The following is a 19,942-nucleotide window of genomic DNA, read 5'->3' on the forward strand; positions in this document are numbered from 1 at the left end:
TGTCTACACCTCCAGCTTAGTTAACGAACGATATTTTCCCCCATAAAAAATCAACGGTTCTTCCTCTCGATACGAAATCCAGTTCACTCGACCTATATACAGGGTATGATCCCCTGCCGGATGCTCATCCACCACATCGCAAACGATATAAGCCAACGAATCTTGTATCAATGGAATGTCATTATGCCAGAAAAATTCAGGCGTGCTTTCCTGCGGGCGGCCGGCAAAATGCTGTGATACCTGCTGCTGATCGTGCATCAAAATGCTAATTCCGTACGTTTTCGTTTGAGGCAGTATCTGGTGCATCCTGGTTTTATGATCAATGGAAACGAGCACAAGCGGAGGATCCAGGGAGACCGAAACGAAGCCATTCGCCGTCATCCCATGCACTTCACCTTCCTGAACCGTGCTCACAATAGTAATTCCGGAAGCAAATCTTCCGAGCGTATTTCTAAACTCCCTGGGGTCGATCATGCCCATTCTCCTTTGTTCTATCGATTCGCCAATTCTGCAGCAACATCCAAAATCCAATCTTCTTGTCCGGCAACAGCCTTGCGTCGGGACAACTCCAGCAGGATCTCCCTCGGATCGATATTGAATTTTTCCCCAGCCTTTTTGGCATGCATTAAAAAAGTGGAATATAATCCCGTATAGCCGATGGTCAAGGCATCACGGTTAATCGTCATCGGATACTCCATCATGGGTTGAACTATATATTCTGCAGCATCCATGATCTTAAATAAATCAATTCCGGTTTCGCAGCCTACCTTGGAGAGCGCGGCCACAAGCACCTCCGTCTGTGTATTGCCGGAGCCGGCCCCCAGGCCGCTTGTGCTTGCATCAATGCAGGCGGCGCCGGCTTCCACTGCAGCCAGACTATTCCCTATAGCCAATCCGATGTTATTGTGGGCGTGATAGCCGATCGGGACTTTTAATTCGTCGGTTAACGCTTTCACTCTTGCCGTAACATCTTGCGGCATCATCGTTCCCGCGGAATCTACAATATAAACGATATCGGCTCCATAGGATTCCATTAGTTTAGCTTGTTTGGCCAAATCCTCCGGCGATAGCATATGGGCCATCATGAGAAAGCCTACGGTTTCGAGGCCAAGCTCCTTAGCCAAACCAAAATGCTGCTCGGAAATATCCGCTTCCGAACACTGCGTCGCAATTCGGACCATGCTGATTCCGCAATCTTTAGCCTGCTTCAGTTCTTTTCTCGTGCCGATCCCCGGAAGCAGCAAAGAAGCTATTTTGGCGTTCTTGCTGGTCTTTGCCGCTTCCTCGATGAGTTCAAATTCATCAACCAGGGACATGCCGTACTGCATGGAAGAACCGGCCAACCCGTCGCCGTGACTGATTTCAATCACAGGAACGCCTGCTTCATCGAGAGCTTTCACGATGTTATGGACCTGTTCTTTCGTAAATCGATGACGAATGGCATGGGAGCCGTCACGAAGCGTCGTATCCATGACCCTTACCTTTGTTGGAGTCATTATCGTTTCATCCCTTCCTCCTTATTGGATATCCCCGGTTAGCTTAGGACTTGTTTCAATAAATACTTTGCCTTAACCTCTGCCACACGCTTAGCGGAGGAGGTCATTATATCCAGATTGCCGGCCGTGCTTGGCAAATAATCCCCGGCCCCTTCGATTTCCAGCAATAAGATGACGACTGGCCATTTGCCCTCCGGCGTGTCTCTCACATCAAAAATGGGCTTCCGCGTTAAACGGTATCCGGGCACGTACTCCTGCACTTCAGCGATGACCTGCTCAATCGAAGCGGCAATTTCGTCTTCATGACCATGCTCATAGGCGGCATATACGGTATTTCTCATCAGGATCGGAGGCTCCGCAGGATTTAAAATGATAATCGCCTTTCCCTTTTCGGCTCCGCCGATCGCTTCCAGACCACGGGCTGTTGTAAAGGTAAATTCATCGATATTTTGCCGCGTACCGGGCCCTGCCGAGCTGCTGGCAACGGTCGATACCATTTCTGCATATTTGACCTTGCATACCCGACTCACCGCATGAACGAGCGGAATCGTCGCTTGCCCTCCGCAGGTGATCAAATTCACATTATCCGCATCCATGTGATCGTTCAGGTTAGCAGGCGGCACGACATAAGGCCCCACAGCAGCCGGTGTAAGATCAATCGCTATTTTTCCCGCTTCCTTCAACAGCTTCGCATGCCGGATATGAGCCTTTGCGCTCGTGGCGTCAAATACGATTTGAATATCGGGATCTTGTAGAATCCCGTTAATCCCCTCAATGCTGATATCCAAGCCATACGACTTCGCTCTGGCTAATCCTTCGGATTCCGGATCGATCCCGGACATTAACGATAGCTGCAACGAACCAGGATTTTTCAATATTTTATACATTAAGTCGGTTCCGATATTTCCTGAGCCCAGGATAGCTGCTTTAACTTGTTTTTCCATTATTTTATATTCACCTCCACACTTGACAACCCTTCGCCAAACGAAGCCTTATAATGTCCGGGAAGCAAATCAAAAGCCGGTGTAAGAGAACCCGAGAGCACAATGCTTCCCGCTTTCAAGGCTTCGCCCCATCCCGACAGTTTATTGGCCAGCCATGCGACCGAGCGGGCAGGATGGCCGAGTACAGCAGCCCCGGCTGCTGTACCCAATATCTTTCCATCTCTTTCCAGAACAAGCCCCACATGACGGAAATCCAACCGCTCAACGGTAGAAATTTGACTTCCTATGACCATCCCCCAATGGGACCCGTTGTCAGCAATCGTATCGGAAATCTTAATTTTCCAATCCTTTATCCGGCTGTCAATGATCTCAAAAGAGGGAACAACCGCTTTAGTAGCTGCCAATACATCCGCAGCCGTCACATTCGGTCCCCTCAGGTCCTTATCCAGAAGAAATGCGATTTCCGCCTCAATACGGGGATAAATCATCCGCTTTGAATCGATTTCCGCACCATGTTCAAATGCAAAATCCGAATACATGACGCCAAAATCGGGCTCATATACATGGAGCTGCTTTTGAATCCCTTCGCTGGTCAAACCGATTTTATTCCCGATGACCTGCCTGCCCTGCTGCTGATGGAGCTTGGTTAATTCCCTTTGAATTTGATAAGCGTCCTCCGCCGTTAATGACGGATAAGTTTCCGTGATCGGGGAGATGGCCTGTTTATTTTCAAAGGCGTCGTATAAGGATTGCGCAATGGTTTGAACATTCGGTTTCTCGTTCATATTAAGACCCCTTGGCGAAGGACTCCGGCGGGAAGGCTCCCCATGCGCTGAAGGCTGTCGGGAAATCGTTCCAGCTGATGAGCTCGCGCGATTTATCCGCACGTGGCATTTCGGCCGACAATTCGATGCGGTTGCCGCTTGGATCCAGGAAATACGTGTACAGGTTTCCGCCTACGGAGTGGCGTCCCGGACCGGCCTCCACTTTGTAGCCGTACTGCCCCAACACGTCACAAGCCCGTTTCATCTCGTCAATCCCCGCCACCAAGAACGCATAATGGTGCAATGTCGTGTTATCCGGCGTGCCTACGATCGCTATATCATGGTGGAAATCGCTTCCATGCGTCCACGCGGCGCCCCACACTCCCGCAACCGGCTCGAACACGTCGGCGACTGAAAATTCCAGCGTATCCCGCAAAAATCCCGCCAGCCCTTTGACATCATTTGCATTCAGCGTGATATGATCCGCATCCAGCGGCGCAATGCCCCGGCTCGGTTTACGGCCTACAACCGGATGCAGATAGTGCGGGCGATCCTCCGCCAATACCAGTTCAATCTGGTGGCCGCTTGGCGATTGGAACTGCAGCGCTGCCTTCTCTCCGGGCTCCGCATCGGTTACCCGATTCGTCCTCACGCCGAGCTCCGTCAATTTTTTCTCAAAGTAAGCCAAGTCATCTTCCTGATGCACCTGCAGTGCAAAATGGCTGATGCCGCTGCCGCCTTCTGTTAACGCCAAATCATAGTTGTTGTCTGCACCGCAGCCCAAATAGACGATGCCGTTTTGTTTACCGATTTCATGCAGGCCTACGACTTCACGATAAAACTCCAGACTTTGCGGCAGATCGTTGACCTTTAAAACCCCATGCGCCAATTTCAAAACTCCCATGCTTGTTCCGCCTCCTTAGGTTTTGGTTTACTCAAAATATTCTTTGAATGCTTCCCTAAAGCTGATATTTCCCAGACTGTCCCGGCGATTTCCCTGCAGGCCGTCCATCAGACGGGAGTTTTCAACCAGAAGCATCTCTACTGCCTCAGCGCCATCGTTATAGTGTCTATGCCAGATCCAGGGCGGCGTATATATAAAATCTCCTTTGCTCCATTGCACCGTTTGATTACCGATTTCCGAGTAGCCGCTGCCATGCAGCACATAATGGATCGATTCGTGGACATGCCTTTGTAAATCGCTGCTTCCGCCAGGCGGTATTTTTTGCAGATAAAATTCCATCGATTTGGTCGGAATATTGAGTAAAAGGCCAATTTCAGCAGGATTGCCGGTTACTTTACTGTCCAGCCAAATGGCCTCCTCCGAATGAACCACCAGGCCCTCCTCCGAAATGTTCTGATCGTCGCGGTTTTTCAATTTCTTTAAATTCGCCATATAATCATCGAACTTTTTTTCCGTTGAAGGCTTTATTTTGGGCTCCATCATTTTTCCTCCGTTCATGTCGATTAAAGGGGACCGATTTTGGTAAAGCCGCCGTCTACCAGATGCGTTAATCCCGTCATGAAGGAGGATTCCTCAGAAGCCAGGAAACCTACCAAAGCCGCAATATCCTCCGGCTTCCCGTATCTGCCTACCGGGATGCCCTTTAGATCCTCTTTTACAACCTCTTCAAACGATTTGCCGGCCTGTTCGGCTCTGTAGACGGCCAGCTGTCTCGTTCTTGCCGTATCGATATGGGCCGGGGCGACGACATGCGTTGTGATCCCATGGGCACCGACCTCCACGCTTAACGATTCGGCAAGCGCTTGAACGGCAGCCCTCATCACATTCGATAAGTGAAGCTTCGGCAAGGGCCGGACAACCGATGACGAAGTCATATAAATCAATCTTCCCCACTGATTGTGCTGCATCTGCGGCAATACCATTCTCGTGAGTCTAATCGCCGCGTCCAAAATGAGATGATAGGCAAAGCTCCAATCCTTGTCGGTTAATTCAAGAAATGCACCCGGTCTGGGACCGCCTGTATTATAGACCAGAATGTCGACAGAGCCCATCGACTCCACCGCCTTACGCCCTAATTCCTCAATGGAGTCCGGGTTCGAAAAATCAGAGATCAGATAATGAACCTTGGCTCCGGTGGATTTGGCAATGTCATCTGCGGTTTGCGGAAGCAGATCTTTCTCAATACCGCTTAAAAAGACCGTTGCTCCCTCTTGTGCCAGCTTGGCTGCGATTCCTTTTCCGATCCCTGAACTGGATGCTGTAATTAATGCTGTTTTCCCATATAAAGGCATGTCGCATTTTCCCCTCAAATTCGTTTTATACTTTTTCGCTGATCCCGTATTTGGAGAGCAGTTTGTCTACCAGGGCCAGACACTGACTTTTATCATAAGCCGAATACTGGGTTTGGATTCTAAGGAACATCGGATCACCGGCATAAAAGCGCTCATACAGCTCGTGACGGGAACCAAAGTCGGAAACGGCAATGTCGGCGGCCAATTTAAACAGCTTCACTTTATCATCTGCCGACACCTCGGCGCCTCTGTAATACTTTCGAATGTCGGCCGCAATCGGGCTGTTAAATACATCTGCATTGGACGGCTGATACATTAAGCCCCCGGCAAGGATCAGTTGAACAATTTCCCGCACGCGGGGATACCAACGGTTGCCTGAGTTTCGGATAGCATAGAGTGGGGTAACATTCGGCATGTAGATCCCGTCTTGATTAGGCTCGGAAGTCATTTCCGATGCCAGCACCGCCGCCCGGATCAGCTCAATGTAAGTCGTAATCTCGCCCATCATATCTTGAACATGCGGGAATTGATTCGTATTGACCATTTCCGTCGCTTTTATGACCGTCCCGGCAATCAGCTGCAATTTCGTCTGCAGTCTGATGGAGGTTTGGTGGCCCGTAAACGCATTGGAGTTTAATTTCCAAACCGTATTGACCCTTTCGACATCCTGATAGATGAACACTCTTTCCCAAGGAACCAGCACATCGTCGAAAACAACGACACCATCGAGCTCATCGAATTGCGAAGCCAAAGGATGATCGTATACCGAGTCGCGGGTAAACGGCTCGCGCGCAATTAATCGAACCCCCGGCGTGTTCATTGGTAAGGCGAAGGAAATGGCGTATTTGTAGTCCTTTTCCGTAGGTTTTCTCAGATGGAAAGGCCATACCAGCATCTCATCGGCGTAGGGACCCGCCGTTGCCAGCATTTTGGCTCCGCGTACAATAATCCCTTTATCCGTTTCTCTTACGACCCCGAGATAAGTAAATTCATCCGGCTGCTCTGACGGGGCTTTACCCCGGTTCACCTGCGGGTCAATCAAGACGTGGGTCAAATATAAGTCATTTTCCCTAATATATTCAAAATAATTTCGCACATGATCCGCATATTTGCCGAAAAAATCGGAATTAATGTACCAGGCGGTCATCATGGCACTCATAAAATCCGTAGAGCGGCCCATCATGCCATAGGTTTCCTCCGCCCATACTTGATGCATTTTTCTGCGTTTGGCCAAATCGTCTTTGGATTTCGGAACCAGGAATGATGATCCGACTAGATCTCCCGTTTTCGGAGATTTAAAAAGCATATGCTCCTTTTTATCTGTTTCCCACTGGGAATCATATAAACGGGCAATCGATTTAACAGCCGGTGCAACCAACGGATGTGTCGTAGGATCTGTTATTTTTTCATTGCCGATCCATGTTTCCGGGGGATAATTTTTGAGTCTTTCAATATAATCTCTACCTTTGCGTGCTCCCATGATCTAAAAGCCCCCCTCTTTTACAAACGCTGTATGAACGCGATTAAATTCCTCCATACTTTCCCACTGCGGCCAATGACCGGAGTCGTTAATGACATATAATAAGCTGCCGGGAATCCATTCCTTCAGAATGAAAGCTTCGTCCACCGTCCCGGTGGGATCATTGTCCGTCCATAAAAGTAAGGTCGGACAGGTAATTCGGTTACACCATTCCGGGCTCCATACGTAATTCTTTCTTATTTCCCAATCCTGAACAGCTACGATATGATAGACAGCTCTTTTAAATTCCGGCTGTTTGTATATTTTATAGCGGATACTCACCAGTTCATCGGTTACAAAGCTTTTATCGTAGAATAACCATTCCAGGCGGGCACGCACATTATCGTAAGTGGCTTCTTCCACCGCCTTGATGGTTGAATTTTTCACCTGCTCCATGACCTGCGGTTTATTCGTAATGTTACCAGGCGTGTTGAGGATTAATTTATCGATAAGCTCAGGATGATAAGCCGCCGTCCAGGCAGCGACCCATCCGCCGAGCGATTCACCCGACAAGCTCACCTTTTGCAAATGCAGGGCTTTTACCAATCCGACCAGATGATCGCTTAAATAATCAATCGTATAAGGACGGTCCGGTTTATCACTGAAGCCATGACCTACCATATCGTAAGCGATGACTCTAAATTCTTCTGCAAGTCCTGCAAAGTTCCGCGAATACGCTTCCAAATGGCCCCCCGTACCATGAACGAAAATTAGCGTTTGTTCTCCTTCGCCGGCTTCCATGACCCTTGTCCGGATTCCATCCACATCCAGATAGTACTGCTTCAACGGCAGTCCTGCCAATTGTGTCCATATCGCAACTTTTTCCCCCATTGCCTTCACCTCATTTCATTATTTAGATACTAGTATCTTAGTTCAATGGTATCACATAAGGTAAAAAATGTCACCTCATTTTATAAAAAATGTGCGGTTATAGTCCGAAGCCGAAATGAAGAAAGCCCGGAGGGGTTTACATGGAGGGGCGGCTAAGCAGGCCGTTTGGCCAAGGTGTCCGCCTTCAAAGTGGCTTCGGAGCCTTCTCACTCAGCGCTAAAGGCTCCCTGTCACCCCATCGCATCATATCATAAAAGTGATATTTTCACTGAACAATAGGCCTCTTAATCCCAATATTTTCACCGATGGTGTACTACTTCTTTCATCAAAAAACATTATTTGCCGAATGGCTTGGATAAAAATTCCGTAAATACTTCAGGTTCCTGCCAGGTCAAACTTTCAAGGGCCAGAGGATCCAGTTGAATCGAATGATGTAACTTTGGTGAAGTAATTTCCAGCCTCTCCCCGTTTCTTGTATATACCTTTTTAACAATCACTTGGGTAAACTCATTGCCGACGATGATTTGTGGTTCCGATGACATTTTCCCCCTCCTTACTTTCATTCTATGATTGAATTTTTGCTGATAAAGCAGCATTCCAATCCTTATAATCATAGTCAACAACGTCATGGATAACCAAGGGATCGGCTTGGATAATGGACATAAATTCCTCTTGTGAACAGTTATAAACAATACATCCACCGCTTCCATCGACAAACGGACCGCTTGCCAGGATGACTCCCTTTGCGCGTAATTGTTGATTGCGGTTTTCATGTTCTTCAAACCATTTTGGATTGATTTGATCCATTGGTTTTTTTATGCCTAATTGAACCAGCCACATAGAAACACTCCCCTTCATAACTGAGTTCTAAACGATCGTCAATCCTCCGTCGGCGACAATCACCGAGCCTGTGACAAACGATGATTCGTCAGACGCCAAAAAGAGAGCAATATTCGCAATCTCTTCCGGCTGCGCTCCTCGACCAAGGGGCGTTGCTTCGGAAGCCACTTTATCTAACTCAGGTAACACTTCTTCCATGGCCTTTGTCATCGGCGTAATCACATACCCTGGAGCAATGGCATTGACACGGATTCCTTTTTTCGCATACGATGCAGCGACTTGACGAGTAAACGAGATAATGGCCCCCTTTGAAGCGGAATAGGAAGGACCGCCTGGGCTGTTGATTAAGGCAGCAGTCGATGCTTTATTGATAATCGTTCCACCGTTGGCTCGTAAAAGTTCAGGAATACTATGCTTCACCACAAGGAACATACCTTTTGTGTTTATATTCTGGATTTTATCCCATTCTTCCGCACTTATTTCTTCTACAGCAATCATAAAGTTCTTATGAGCAATCCCTGCATTATTATAAACCGTAGTTAGCTTCCCAAAAGTATCGATCGTTTTTTGAATCGCTTGCTTCACTTGCTCTTCATCGGAAACGTCGCATTGAATTGCGATGGCTTCGCCGCCTGCTTCAGTCACTAGACTGGCGGTTTTTTCGATTTCTTTTGCATCCAAATCGATGACTGCCACTTTCGCTCCTTCACGGGCAAAAACAACGGCAGCTGCTCTCCCCATGCCTCCTGCTGCCCCAGTAATAAACGCAACTTTGTTTGCTAAGCGCTTTGTCAACTTCGGATTCCTCCCGGTAGGTTATTTAATTTTAATTTCAGAAACCCTGCTGAACAATGAATCCTTAGAAAAAGACCCCTAAATTGTCCATACCCAGTGTCGTCTGATCGATCAATATTTCTCTTGTTTTTAATTTACATTCCTGCCCTGTCCGCGTCAGGGTATCGTTACGAACGCAGGTAATAAGATTGTAATCCGATTCATTGCCACGACTACGGGTTAGAAGAAGGTAGCTTTTTACCTTAAATTCATCTTCAGCCGACTGCTCGATCCGTACATTAGTGATAAACCTTCTTGTACGAGAAGGCGGATCTTCTGCCCAAGCAAATTCCGTCTCAACTCGCTCAACCCGTTTTTTTAAGGAAGCATAGTTTTCCTCAAAGTGATTCATATTTCCTATAAATCCTTCCCCGTGTATTCGCTCGCGAGTCGTCCTTACAGGCATTACGTACTTGATCTCTTGATCCAGCATGTCTAACCATTTTCTAAAATCCCCACTATCCAGTACCTCTGCTTCAGCTTGCATAAATTCCAGGATTTCAAAATAAACAGGATTTCCAATTTTGATGCTTGTCGAAAGCATGTACTCTCCTCCTCTGCATGTTTTGGCTGTGCTTATTCATTGTTCTCGGTTAATAATTTATGCCATTGGCGCCAAATGTTTAATTGGTTCGCCTCGCTGTAATCTCCCTGATAAACCGTTCCAGGACCCGGCCAATCCCCTTGTTCGGGTTTGCGATCAATCCCCATACGATAAATAAATTTTAATTTCGATGAGGCAATATATCCTTTCGTAGCCCGAGTAATGTTTTTCCACATTTCTGTGTCATCTTGTTCCAGCATGCCACTCGAACCAAATGTTCGGACATACGTCTCTCTTGCAAGCTCTTTCCACCAATCCGGCGCTTCTTTTTCGACAAGGACCCATGAAAAGACCTCCATCTCATGCGGTCCTTTCGGCACCCACTGTCTTAATGTCAAATATGAACCTGGATTCTTTCCTGCTTCTGTTGCCCAAGAGAAATATCCAAACGACATGTTCGGGTAAATGTTCCCATGGATATAAGCAAGCCGGCTAAACGCTTTTTGATGTTCGGGTGTTAATTTCTGTTCAATCTGTTCGACGATATTTTGGGGAACACCGTAAAAAGGCGGAAGTTCATATTCGGGCGGTGCACCAATCAGTCCAAGACCATTTCCATTCTCACAAGATACATGAACCCCGTAAAACGCGAACTTCGGATCCCCACTCGGAACAATTTTTAATTGGACAGCCGATTGATGGGTCATGAAGGTATGGTAAGCATCCCCAACAAAGTTGTCGGCTCCCAGCTTCCAGTTCGATTTTACGGTCCAACGCTGCGGTACTCCGATGACTTCCATTCCCCCATGGGTATGGCTTAACATCATATCCAGGTACCATTTCATGCTTCCTAGCTGCTCCTCTAACGGAGGAGCCGAATCATTAAAGGTGCCAAAGATAAGCCCTGCATATGTGGCAGCTCTCGCCTTTACCAGACTGTATTGGGTTTTATCAAAGGCATCACCGAAGGCCTCCTTATGTGCAGGAACTCCGATGAGATCTCCATTCTGTTTAAAAGTAAAGCCATGGTATGGACATCTAAAATGGGAAGAGTTCCCCATTTCTGAACGGCATACAGGTGATCCTCTGTGAGTACATGCGTTCAGTACGACGTTGACAACACCGCCCTCCGAACGTGAGACAATCACCTCTTCGTTCCCAATATACCTTAATACATAGTCGCCTTTATTCGGTATCTCAGATTCATGAGCAATCGGAACCCATACTTTAGAAAAAATCCTTTCGATTTCCATCTGATGAATTTCAGGATCACCGATCACTCGTGATGAAATATACCCTTCCTCCAGATCCAGCAATTCTCTTATCTTTGTCCCGTCCGATAAACAAACATCTTCGCCTACATTTTTTTGAATCGCCATTTGATTAATCGCTCCCTTCTCTTGATAATGCTGTTTCAGTGCGCCCACCAAAGAAGCCACGTTGGTTAAGGAACCAACAAACTGCTGATCTGACCTGTGAATTTTAAATGATAAGGTTCTCTATGATGAAGGAAACACTTTATTACCACCCCTTTCAAAAAAGTAATGAAATTCTAGAATATTAGTTTGGATGCGCTTACAACATGTGCTATGGAATCATTATACATTTACGAAAATAGATCGTCAATATAAAAAAATTTTGCCAATGCCAGAAAAGCGGTCTGCTTTGCTTATGGCAAGCAAATCACGCAGACCGCCGGCGAATGAGGGGAACGATATGTTTCATACAAGGAGAACAGTTATTTTTAAACCAGCCTGAGCTTACGTTTGATCACAGCGTAAATAAGTATTCCCGCCAAGACCGCAAGGGCAATGGGCGTCAAGTACTGCTTGGCCAATGGAGCTACGTGCTCCCACTGCGGGCCCAGCTTGTATCCCAGGTACACATACAGGGAAGTAATCGGGAGCATGGCCAAAAAGGTATACGCCGAAAATTTAAGCACATTCATTTTGGCTATACCGCAGGGGATTGAAATGAACGTTCGTACCCCCGGCAAAAATCGTCCGAAGAAAGCCACTCCGCCGCCATACTTTTCAAAAAAACGATCCGAGGCCTGCAGCTGCCGGGAACGGATAAAGAAATACTTTCCATATTTTTCAATAAACGGCCTGCCGCCATATCTCCCCAGCAGATATAAGGTGAGAGGTCCGGTGGTTCCGCCAATCGTTCCGGCCAGGATCGTCGGAAGCAATTGAAAGTCCCCTTGAAAGACCCAGTAGCCTGCTAAAGGAAGCACGAGCTCAGCCGGCACAAATTCAAAGGTAAGGGCGATAACGAGACCGGAATAAGACAGCCTCTTCAGGAAATGAATGAATTCAAGGATTAACCGTTCCATTGAAAACTCCTTTATATAAATTGGAAATCTATCCTACTTATTATAGAAAATAGTATCCGCCTGTTTCAAGTGATCCCGGAATCCAACCAGGGACCTGCCGCGGCCGATCCCTGTGTTGATTCTAACATTACAAGATTTTAATTTGATCGGAACGATAGATTCGCATTCCTTTACTTCCCTTCTTAGCCGCTTGTATCATTCCTTGTGCCACCGCGGTCCCGGTAATAGGTTTATATTGTCGCAAGCCTCCGATCATTAGGAATGAAAACAAGCCGCCGAGGATCTCCGCCATTTTTTCACCGAATCGAAACTCATCCCGCTGCCCCAGCAAAAGCGAGGGTCTGAAGATATGTAATGAAGGTAAATCCAGGTCCTTGAGGCTTTCTTCCACTTCTCCCTTCACCTGGCTGTAGAAGAACAGGGAATCCTTGGAGGCTCCCATGGCGGAGACGATCAAAAACGACGAAGCACCGTACTTTTTGGCCAGTCGTCCAAGCTGTACAGGATAATCGAAATCTACTTTACGGAATTGCTCTTTGGTTTTGGCCTTCCGTATGGTTGTGCCCAAAGCGCAAAATACATGAGAACCGTTCAGATCATCCTTTATAGCCTGCTCAAGCGGTCCCTCTTCCCAATCGGTCATTCGCTGGATCAGCTTTTCATGATTCAGCTCGATCGGACGTCTGACCAAAGCGATGACCTTGTCATACTCAAGGTCCGACAAAAGAAGTCTGACCAGCTCGCGGCCGACCAATCCCGTCGCTCCGGCTACTATCGCTGTGTTTTTCATCACGGCCTCCCCGTTATCTCTTTTTTATGTACAGCTGCCCTCGTTATATTTATAGTAATGGGACGCCATTATAAACTCAACCTTTAAGCAGATAAACCACAAAAAGCCCTCTACAGTTTATCGTCTAGGGCCTGCGCGTGTAAATGGAAGAAGCTTCTCACCGGTGCTTTTCCATTCTATATTCGGCTGTTTTCATTATAATATTTGCATGCTTTCGATATGCTTCTTGGTTTCCGGGGTACCTAATTCATAGATCAATGAATAAATATCGTGCAAGCCCATGTCATACGCATCATTCGATGCATCGTAATGATAAGGAACACCGGCCGCATGGGTCCGAAGAAAATTGTCATTTTCTATGTAATATTGATCCTCGAACAGTTCTTGAAGTTTGACAATTTCCTCCGGTGTGGCTTCTATTTCGAATTCGTAAGCCGCATCGCCTTGGTTGGCCATGATTGTCCCCGCCTGCACCGATACATAATACTTGTTTTTGTCCATACCTATCCTCCATTTACCGAGTTAAATACATGACTAATATTGCTCCCAATGCAAGTATGATTGGAAATAATATATTCGCAATTAATATCGGGTTTGCCAGAATCGGATGTTTGATCGTCGTTTCATTCATGCCTTTGTCTAATTCTTTATGTTGTTGATTGCGTATGGCTATCAATGACCAGATGAGGGCCACTACACAAACGATAAGCGCGGCTATAAGTAAAAAAGTAAGCACCTTAGATCTCCTTCTTTTTAGTTAAATTTGATTTGTATGTTTACTTTTCCACAAACAGTAAATTTCTATTCAAATGACCATATTTTTCAAAACATCGATAAACTTGCCGCGAGTCGGCTGCCCGCAAAAACAACAAAACCCGGCTCCCTATGCAGGGGCCGGTTCCGTTTGCGCATTTAATAATCTGCCGATCGGTCCGTTCGGATCGATAATGTCCATGAGATCCCGAAAGGGGATTTCAAACGTCGGAAAACCGTACACGTAAGGCGTATATTCATACAGCTGAAAGTAAATGCCGACCGCTTGATCGGTTAAATAAAAGGACTGATTCCTGTCTATGGCCTTAAACTCCGTAAGCATCGGGATATCACGGGACTTAAACTCGCGCCTGATGATATCAGACAAACGGTCGACGTAATTGCTTCCGGGCTTAAACAAATCCTCCAGCCGGTATTCGCTGCCGTCCTCCAAATTAAATGTCTGCGAGCTTTGATAGGTCATTCCGTGAGCCGCTCCCTGCGCATAACCGTAATTATCGTACAGCAGGCTGAGCAATCCGTTTCGGTGCAGCTTGACCTGATATCCGCCCGTCAAAGTCTTGGCCGGGTCCTTTACGTAGCCCTGCAGCCGGATGAGATCGTACACCGCATCCAAAATCGAGTTGTTGATCATGCGGCGCACCAACCCGTTCTTCAGCCCCATCACCTGAGGATAATGAACGTTCAGCCGCGGTTTTATCAGCCTTCTGGTAATAATCCTTTCTCTTCCTTCACGCTTCTCCGTATCGATTTGTTCCATCGTCTCACACTCCCGGCGTATCATAAGATTATGCCCAGTATATGCGGACAAATACCCGGTGGTGTGAAGAGCCCGGTACAAATAGAACTGTCTTTTTATGTGTCCAATCTATTGACAGAGGTCCATTAAAGGTCTGGCATCTTTGAAAGGACACCAATATAGGCGTTTTTATCCGGCAAAAGCGGCGCATGTGGACAGGTAATCGGTATTCCCGATTTGCTTCTTTTGGTTGCTGAGCAGCTCCGCTCCCGGATTATTCACCACGTATGGATCGCTCACGGGGCGCATGTCCCCCCAGACGCATTCCACACCCTGTCCTCCCGCATCTCCCGCATACATTCGGCAGCTTGCGCAAAACCCTTTCTTTTGCTCTTCATCGAGCTTAACGATTTTATTGCGCAAGCAGCAGTAGACGCGGCTGTTCTCATCGGCCAAGTTGATATGTCTGATTTGACGCATAAGCATGCGCTCCTTTCCATGTGCGTTGGGCTATTCGCACAACAAGCTGAATTAAAGAGTAATACCCATTATATATGCGGACGAACCCGTTTATGTGAACTTTTTCAAGGAGCGGCTTTCAAGCGGCGGCTTGCTTTTTCAGGCAAAAGAATTTATAATCAGCAGTGCCTAATTATCGTTAGTTAGGAAAAGGAGGGAAGAAAGCATGTCAGTGCAAAAAATCAAATCGGCCGCCCTTCGTCTTTTTGCCAGGAATGGGTACGATGCCGTTCCCTTGTCGGAAATCGCCAAGGAAGTCGGAATCAAAACGCCGTCGCTCTATGCTCATTTCAGAAGCAAAGAAGATTTATTCCTTGCCGTATTCGAGGATTGTCTGGCTGAACACACCGCCCGAATGGCGGCTCTAATCGAGAGCCTGAAGGGGCGAACCATAGAAGAACAGCTGTATAGAGTCATCCATGACGCTTGCCGGTCGTATTTGCTGAGCGAAGAGCACATGACCTTCCTCAAAAGAGTGATGCTGTTCCCGCCGGCAGCTTTGCAGGAAACGCTGCGCGAGCGGTTTTCTGCTTCAGAAGATCAGCTCAACGGATTATTGACGGCTCTTTTTAATGAAGGCATGGATTCCGGCCTGCTGCGGCGTGAACGTCCCGAGGATTTAATCGCCTCCTATTACTGCTTGCTTGACGGTTCGTTCATTCAACAGTTTTATTACAAAAGCGAGGATTGGGAGCATCGGCTCGATACGGTTTGGAGAATCTATTGGAAGGGCATTACCACTTCATAGCTTATTCACTCAAAGAAAGGACAGGATAGACCATGGCATGGATTTATTTGTTTATCGCCGGATTAATGGAGATCGTATGGGCAATGGGACTAAAATCAACTAACGGATGGACGAGGCTTTGGCCCAGCGTCATAACCGTCACTGCCATGATCGTAAGCTTTTACTTTCTGTCGATGGCTCTCAAGACCCTGCCGATCGGAACGGCTTACGCGGTATGGACAGGAATCGGCGCAGTGGGCACCGTAGTCTTCGGCATGCTGTTTCTCGGGGAGCCCCGCGACTTGCTTCGGCTTGGATTCGTTCTTGCAATCGTCGTCGGCATTGTCGGTTTGAAGGCTACGGCTTAAGGCCGGCCGCCGGCGGCGTCAAGCCCATAGCACGCTTAGAGTAATGAACGCCGCCTGCTGCCGCAGGCGCTGCGGATTTGGCATCACCAGGACGTCTTACGCCATCCCTCATTCGCTGCCTTCTTTCTCTGCTCTTGCTGTTTCGGGGTCCAGCGGAAATACGCTGCAAATGGCCGATACAATTTCCCTCGCCATCGTCATCACCCTATATAATGAAGTGCTTTGTAATACGGCATATTTTTGCCCTTGATCCACATTGACAATAGCCGCAATGGAATAATCGCCGACACGGGGCAGCTGTTTGCCCACCGATTTGCCCGGCTCGATCGGACGATTGGACACCTGATACCACCCTAATGACATCGTCTGGCCCAGACAGGCATCGATGGCGATAATTTTGAGGCCGGGAGGTATTTCCCGCAGCCGTTCACGCATATTGCTCGCATCGAACGGAGACGCCAGCGTTCCGACCACATGCGGATAGCCCGCTTCCTGCAGCATGGTCCCGACCAGCGGACCAAGCGCATCTCCGGTCGAGCGATCCGTGCCGATACACAGTAACAATAAATTGTGTACCCCTACTCCCTCGCCGCGGATGCGATCCAAAAAATTAGGAAGCTCAGCCGCTTTCAGTTTTTTGCGATAAATCGGCCCGGCCTGATCACTAGTCATCCTTTTTCCCCTTCCGTCTGCATCATGATCGTTGAGATAAGCGCCAAGCTGATGATTCGATACACTTGTAGCATACCGTATGGCTATCGTCCGTTCAAGAATCCGTTTCAAGATCAGAAGATTTGTTGTCCGTCTGAAGCACGTGGTATAATTTGAAATAACTGTTGTGTTTTGATCCAGATTCGGCAGAAAGCGCAGGTGTTGGTCGATGCGGATCATGGAAGTGTGGGCGCTGGTTGCGCTGGGTTACTGGTTGTTCATGCTGTGGGATACGGTTCGATCCCGAAAATGGATGTTCAGCCTTCCCCGTTCCGCTGGGGATGCCGGGTTTAACATAGAGAAATCGAACGGGCGTGAAAACAGGAAAATCTCGGCTGCTCCCGGGCTGATGGGCTCCCGGCCTTCCGTGCCGGATACACCGCTGGTTTCCGTCATTATCGCTGCCAAAGAGGAGGAAGCCTCTATCGCGGATACGGTCAGGCATCTGCTCGGCCAAACGTATCCGAAGCTTGAAATCATCGCCGTCAACGATCGCTCCCGGGATGCAACCGGCCGCCGGTTGGACGAGCTTCGCCGCTGGTCCGAAAGCCGGGAAGGCATCACCGTCCCGCTGCGGGTCATCCATATCACCTCGCTGCCGTCCGGATGGCTGGGCAAAAATCACGCTTTATACCAGGGCTATTTGCAGGCCCGGGGCAAGTACCTGCTGTTTACCGATGCGGACGTGCAGTTCGATCCGCATACCGTTGCGGATGCGGTGCGTTATATGCAGGAGCAGCATGCGGATCACTTAACGCTCGCTCCGCGGATGATCGCACGCGGGTTTTGGCTCAAGGCGTTTGTACACTATTTCTTTTTTGCCTTGTCTTTATTTATTCGTCCGTGGCGGGTGAACGATGATTTACAGCACAGGCACGGTATGGGCGTCGGCGCCTTCAACCTGATTACAAGAAGGGCATATGAAAGAATCGGTACGCACGAGGCGATCGCGATGCGGCCGGACGACGACCTCCAGCTCGGGCGGCAGGTGAAACGGGCCCGACTGCGCCAAAGGCTTGCCTCCGGCGTTCGCCACATCTCGGTGGAGTGGTACCCCGGCTTGAGCGAGGCTGTTCGCGGGCTGGAGAAAAATATATTTTCCGGCTTCGGCTATCGGATCAGCTTCGCAGTGCTTGGGGTCATCGGGCAGCTGGCGTTGTTTTTATTTCCGATTGCAGGTATCGTGTTGGCATCCGGCTGGGCAGCTGCAGCGTTTGCTTTATCCGTCTTTCTGATGCTCACCGTGTACTTTTTGCTGATCCGGTCGATCGTAGGCGGAGGCGGGATCGAGGTGCTTGCGCTTCCCGTCACCGTCAGTTTGCTTTGTTATGTCGTGAGCCGTTCGGTATGGCTGACGCTGCGGCAGGGCGGCATTTATTGGAGGGGCACATTTTATTCACTGAAGGAACTCCGACAGATGAAGGATCCAAATTCATAATCATGAGCATTCGGAGGGGGGGCAATTATGAATTTCAATCGAACCAGATCAGTACGGGACAACAAACAAAACATCGCGAACTCCTCGTTAAAGCAATGGAAGTATGCCCTGGTCAGCGTACTGCTCACGTTCGCGCTGATTGTGCTTTATCAGCACGTGCAGCAGTATTGATGAACAAGCTGTAAAACGACAGGTTCCACAGATTGGGCGGACACGGCGGCGTGTCCGCCTTTTTATTTATCGGCCGCTACATCCGCCAAAGCTCACGGCGCCAAGCCAGCACGCCCACGGTGATCGCGACGCAGCCGGTTCCCATCAGAAGGCCTGCGGTCAGGACTCCGGCCATATCGGCGACCAAGCCGATCAGCAGTGCGCCCAGCGGGATGAAGCCGCGGTCCATGAGCGCGATGCTCATGATGCGCCCGCGCAGCCGGTCAGGCACCTGCTGCTGCATGGCGATGCGGCTCATCGTGCGGTAGGCTTGTCCGAACAAGCCTGCCGCAAACATGGCCGCGGCCGCCCACCCGAAGGCGGGAGCCGCCATGAATCCGCAGAGCGAGACGCCGAAGCCAAGCAGGGACAAGACCAGCCAGCGGCCGGGCCAGCGGGCTTCACGGCCGAGCGAGAGCCAAAGCGAGCAGAGAAGCGACCCAGCTCCGGATACGGACAGCAGCTGGCCCAGCTTGTCCGTACCGAAGCCTAACAACTCCTGCGTGAAGAGCGGCAGCATGGATGTATAAGGGAAGCCGAAAACCATCGGCGCAACCGCGAGCAGCAGGAGCGATTGCACTGCCGGCTCCGAGCGGATATAGCGCCATGCTTCACGGGCGCCATGCTGGCCTGAATCCTGCACGATGGCGGCCCTGCCCGGCTCCTCCGCAGAAGGGAGCGGCTTCACCGCCGTCACGACAAGGATCATGGCCAGCGTGCTCGCGGCATTGATCCAGAGAATGATCGACGGCGCCATCGTCGTCAGCATCACGCCGGCGACCGCCGGACCGATGATGCGCGACAAATTCAGCACCGCGCTGTTCCAGGCGATCGCGCTCCCCCGCTCCTGTTCCCGCACCAGATTGGGCAGCAGGGCATGCGTCACCGGCGTCTCCATCGCTGAAAACACAGAGCGCGCCGCAATCAGGGCCAAAAACAACCAGAGCGGTCCGTCCATCGCCATCCACAGGCTAAGCCCCAAGGTCAGAACAAGACTGCCGGCTTGGGCATAGATCAGCAGCATCCGCCTGTCGTACCGGTCCGCCAGCGTTCCTGCCGGCAGGCTGACTAGAAAAATCGGCAGCAGCCTGCAAAGATTGACCAGTCCGAGGAAAGTCCCAGACCCGCCGGCCTGCAGCGCAATCCAGTTGATCGCGACAAAATCCATCCAGTCTCCGGTGCGATACAGCGTGCTGCCGCCGATAAACACACGAAACATCCCGTTCCGAAATGCGGAACGGGATGGGTTTAGCAACACATTCATAACATCCTTCTCTCCCAAACTTCCTGTTTATTTCGGAAA

The 19,942-nt window shown here is 49.1% G+C and carries 26 protein-coding genes; 4 read left to right on the top strand and 22 right to left on the bottom strand.

Annotated elements, in window-relative coordinates; all coding sequences use genetic code 11:
* Window positions 1-3 precede the first annotated feature (3 nt).
* The 19 genes from BLT35_RS14820 to BLT35_RS14915 form a co-directional block, all read right to left on the bottom strand.
* Window positions 4-474, bottom strand: a complete 471-nt coding sequence (locus BLT35_RS14820) for a flavin reductase family protein (protein ID WP_054818510.1) — start codon at window positions 472-474, stop codon at window positions 4-6.
* A gap of 17 nt (window positions 475-491) precedes the next feature.
* Window positions 492-1,496, bottom strand: coding sequence for a 4-hydroxy-2-oxovalerate aldolase (dmpG, locus tag BLT35_RS14825; protein ID WP_074728710.1), 1,005 nt, complete (start codon window positions 1,494-1,496; stop codon window positions 492-494).
* 38 nt (window positions 1,497-1,534) lie between these two features.
* Window positions 1,535-2,440, bottom strand: coding sequence for an acetaldehyde dehydrogenase (acetylating) (locus tag BLT35_RS14830; RefSeq protein ID WP_062409691.1), 906 nt, complete (start codon window positions 2,438-2,440; stop codon window positions 1,535-1,537).
* A complete protein-coding gene (locus tag BLT35_RS14835) occupies window positions 2,440-3,225 on the bottom strand; it encodes a 2-keto-4-pentenoate hydratase (RefSeq protein ID WP_054818509.1) in 786 nt (261 codons plus the stop codon). The genes BLT35_RS14830 and BLT35_RS14835 overlap by 1 nt, the downstream gene beginning before the upstream one ends.
* Before the next feature lies 1 nt (window position 3,226).
* Complete coding sequence (locus BLT35_RS14840; protein ID WP_062409693.1) at window positions 3,227-4,108, bottom strand: VOC family protein; 882 nt, start codon at window positions 4,106-4,108, stop codon at window positions 3,227-3,229.
* 27 nt (window positions 4,109-4,135) lie between these two features.
* Window positions 4,136-4,666, bottom strand: coding sequence for a cupin domain-containing protein (locus BLT35_RS14845; protein ID WP_217634717.1), 531 nt, complete (start codon window positions 4,664-4,666; stop codon window positions 4,136-4,138).
* A gap of 5 nt (window positions 4,667-4,671) precedes the next feature.
* Window positions 4,672-5,460 carry an SDR family oxidoreductase gene (locus tag BLT35_RS14850; protein WP_062409694.1) on the bottom strand — a complete coding sequence of 263 codons (789 nt, stop codon included), beginning with the start codon at window positions 5,458-5,460 and terminating at the stop codon, window positions 4,672-4,674.
* Between the two features lie 25 nt (window positions 5,461-5,485).
* The gene (locus tag BLT35_RS14855) at window positions 5,486-6,940 is read right to left on the bottom strand and encodes a 4-hydroxyphenylacetate 3-hydroxylase family protein (RefSeq protein ID WP_062409695.1); all 1,455 of its coding nucleotides are present in this window, start codon (window positions 6,938-6,940) and stop codon (window positions 5,486-5,488) included.
* Between the two features lie 3 nt (window positions 6,941-6,943).
* Window positions 6,944-7,810, bottom strand: a complete 867-nt coding sequence (locus BLT35_RS14860) for an alpha/beta fold hydrolase (RefSeq protein ID WP_054818507.1) — start codon at window positions 7,808-7,810, stop codon at window positions 6,944-6,946.
* A 335-nt stretch (window positions 7,811-8,145) separates the two neighbouring features.
* Window positions 8,146-8,352, bottom strand: coding sequence for a hypothetical protein (locus BLT35_RS14865; protein WP_054818523.1), 207 nt, complete (start codon window positions 8,350-8,352; stop codon window positions 8,146-8,148).
* A gap of 22 nt (window positions 8,353-8,374) precedes the next feature.
* On the bottom strand, window positions 8,375-8,650 hold the full coding sequence (locus BLT35_RS14870; RefSeq protein ID WP_062409697.1) for a YciI family protein: 276 nt from the start codon (window positions 8,648-8,650) through the stop codon (window positions 8,375-8,377).
* A 27-nt stretch (window positions 8,651-8,677) separates the two neighbouring features.
* A complete protein-coding gene (locus BLT35_RS14875) occupies window positions 8,678-9,445 on the bottom strand; it encodes an SDR family NAD(P)-dependent oxidoreductase (RefSeq protein ID WP_074728712.1) in 768 nt (255 codons plus the stop codon).
* Window positions 9,446-9,509: 64 nt separating this feature from the next.
* Window positions 9,510-10,028, bottom strand: a complete 519-nt coding sequence (locus tag BLT35_RS14880; RefSeq protein ID WP_054818504.1) for an aromatic-ring-hydroxylating dioxygenase subunit beta — start codon at window positions 10,026-10,028, stop codon at window positions 9,510-9,512.
* A 32-nt stretch (window positions 10,029-10,060) separates the two neighbouring features.
* Window positions 10,061-11,467: an aromatic ring-hydroxylating oxygenase subunit alpha gene (locus BLT35_RS14885; protein ID WP_175471996.1), complete on the bottom strand. Its 1,407-nt coding sequence runs from the start codon at window positions 11,465-11,467 to the stop codon at window positions 10,061-10,063.
* Window positions 11,468-11,772: 305 nt separating this feature from the next.
* Complete coding sequence (locus BLT35_RS14890; RefSeq protein WP_062409700.1) at window positions 11,773-12,363, bottom strand: DedA family protein; 591 nt, start codon at window positions 12,361-12,363, stop codon at window positions 11,773-11,775.
* Between the two features lie 127 nt (window positions 12,364-12,490).
* Window positions 12,491-13,153 (bottom strand): NAD(P)H-binding protein, encoded by a 663-nt coding sequence (locus BLT35_RS14895; RefSeq protein WP_074728715.1) that lies wholly within the window; start codon window positions 13,151-13,153, stop codon window positions 12,491-12,493.
* A 195-nt stretch (window positions 13,154-13,348) separates the two neighbouring features.
* Window positions 13,349-13,654 (bottom strand): hypothetical protein, encoded by a 306-nt coding sequence (locus tag BLT35_RS14900; RefSeq protein WP_054818501.1) that lies wholly within the window; start codon window positions 13,652-13,654, stop codon window positions 13,349-13,351.
* A gap of 382 nt (window positions 13,655-14,036) precedes the next feature.
* Window positions 14,037-14,687 (bottom strand): DUF3298 and DUF4163 domain-containing protein, encoded by a 651-nt coding sequence (locus tag BLT35_RS14910; protein WP_074728717.1) that lies wholly within the window; start codon window positions 14,685-14,687, stop codon window positions 14,037-14,039.
* Between the two features lie 168 nt (window positions 14,688-14,855).
* Window positions 14,856-15,146 carry a hypothetical protein gene (locus BLT35_RS14915; RefSeq protein WP_054818499.1) on the bottom strand — a complete coding sequence of 97 codons (291 nt, stop codon included), beginning with the start codon at window positions 15,144-15,146 and terminating at the stop codon, window positions 14,856-14,858.
* Window positions 15,147-15,351: 205 nt separating this feature from the next.
* On the opposite strand from BLT35_RS14915, the gene BLT35_RS14920 reads away from it, so the two are divergent.
* Window positions 15,352-15,933 carry a TetR/AcrR family transcriptional regulator gene (locus BLT35_RS14920; RefSeq protein ID WP_054818498.1) on the top strand — a complete coding sequence of 194 codons (582 nt, stop codon included), beginning with the start codon at window positions 15,352-15,354 and terminating at the stop codon, window positions 15,931-15,933.
* 32 nt (window positions 15,934-15,965) lie between these two features.
* Entirely contained in the window at window positions 15,966-16,280 is a 315-nt protein-coding gene (gene sugE, locus BLT35_RS14925) for a quaternary ammonium compound efflux SMR transporter SugE (protein ID WP_054818497.1), read from the top strand.
* On the opposite strand, the gene BLT35_RS27820 is transcribed toward sugE, so the two are convergent.
* Together BLT35_RS27820 and yyaC are read right to left on the bottom strand one after the other, a co-directional pair.
* Window positions 16,270-16,392: a hypothetical protein gene (locus tag BLT35_RS27820; protein ID WP_256830920.1), complete on the bottom strand. Its 123-nt coding sequence runs from the start codon at window positions 16,390-16,392 to the stop codon at window positions 16,270-16,272. The two genes, sugE and BLT35_RS27820, sit on opposite strands and share 11 nt — an antisense overlap.
* Window positions 16,389-16,952 (bottom strand): spore protease YyaC, encoded by a 564-nt coding sequence (gene yyaC, locus BLT35_RS14930; protein WP_074728719.1) that lies wholly within the window; start codon window positions 16,950-16,952, stop codon window positions 16,389-16,391. The genes BLT35_RS27820 and yyaC overlap by 4 nt, the downstream gene beginning before the upstream one ends.
* Window positions 16,953-17,169: 217 nt before the next feature.
* On the opposite strand from yyaC, the gene BLT35_RS14935 reads away from it, so the two are divergent.
* The gene (locus tag BLT35_RS14935; RefSeq protein WP_254777571.1) at window positions 17,170-18,429 is read left to right on the top strand and encodes a glycosyltransferase family 2 protein; all 1,260 of its coding nucleotides are present in this window, start codon (window positions 17,170-17,172) and stop codon (window positions 18,427-18,429) included.
* Between the two features lie 27 nt (window positions 18,430-18,456).
* Entirely contained in the window at window positions 18,457-18,600 is a 144-nt protein-coding gene (locus BLT35_RS27015; protein WP_171005907.1) for a hypothetical protein, read from the top strand.
* Window positions 18,601-18,676: 76 nt separating this feature from the next.
* Here BLT35_RS27015 and BLT35_RS14940 read toward each other — a convergent pair whose 3' ends face one another.
* A complete protein-coding gene (locus BLT35_RS14940) occupies window positions 18,677-19,903 on the bottom strand; it encodes an MFS transporter (protein WP_074728723.1) in 1,227 nt (408 codons plus the stop codon).
* Window positions 19,904-19,942: the final 39 nt, after the last annotated feature.

The sequence above is a fragment of the Paenibacillus naphthalenovorans genome, from assembly GCF_900099895.1.
GTDB lineage: Bacteria > Bacillota > Bacilli > Paenibacillales > NBRC-103111 > Paenibacillus_G > Paenibacillus_G naphthalenovorans.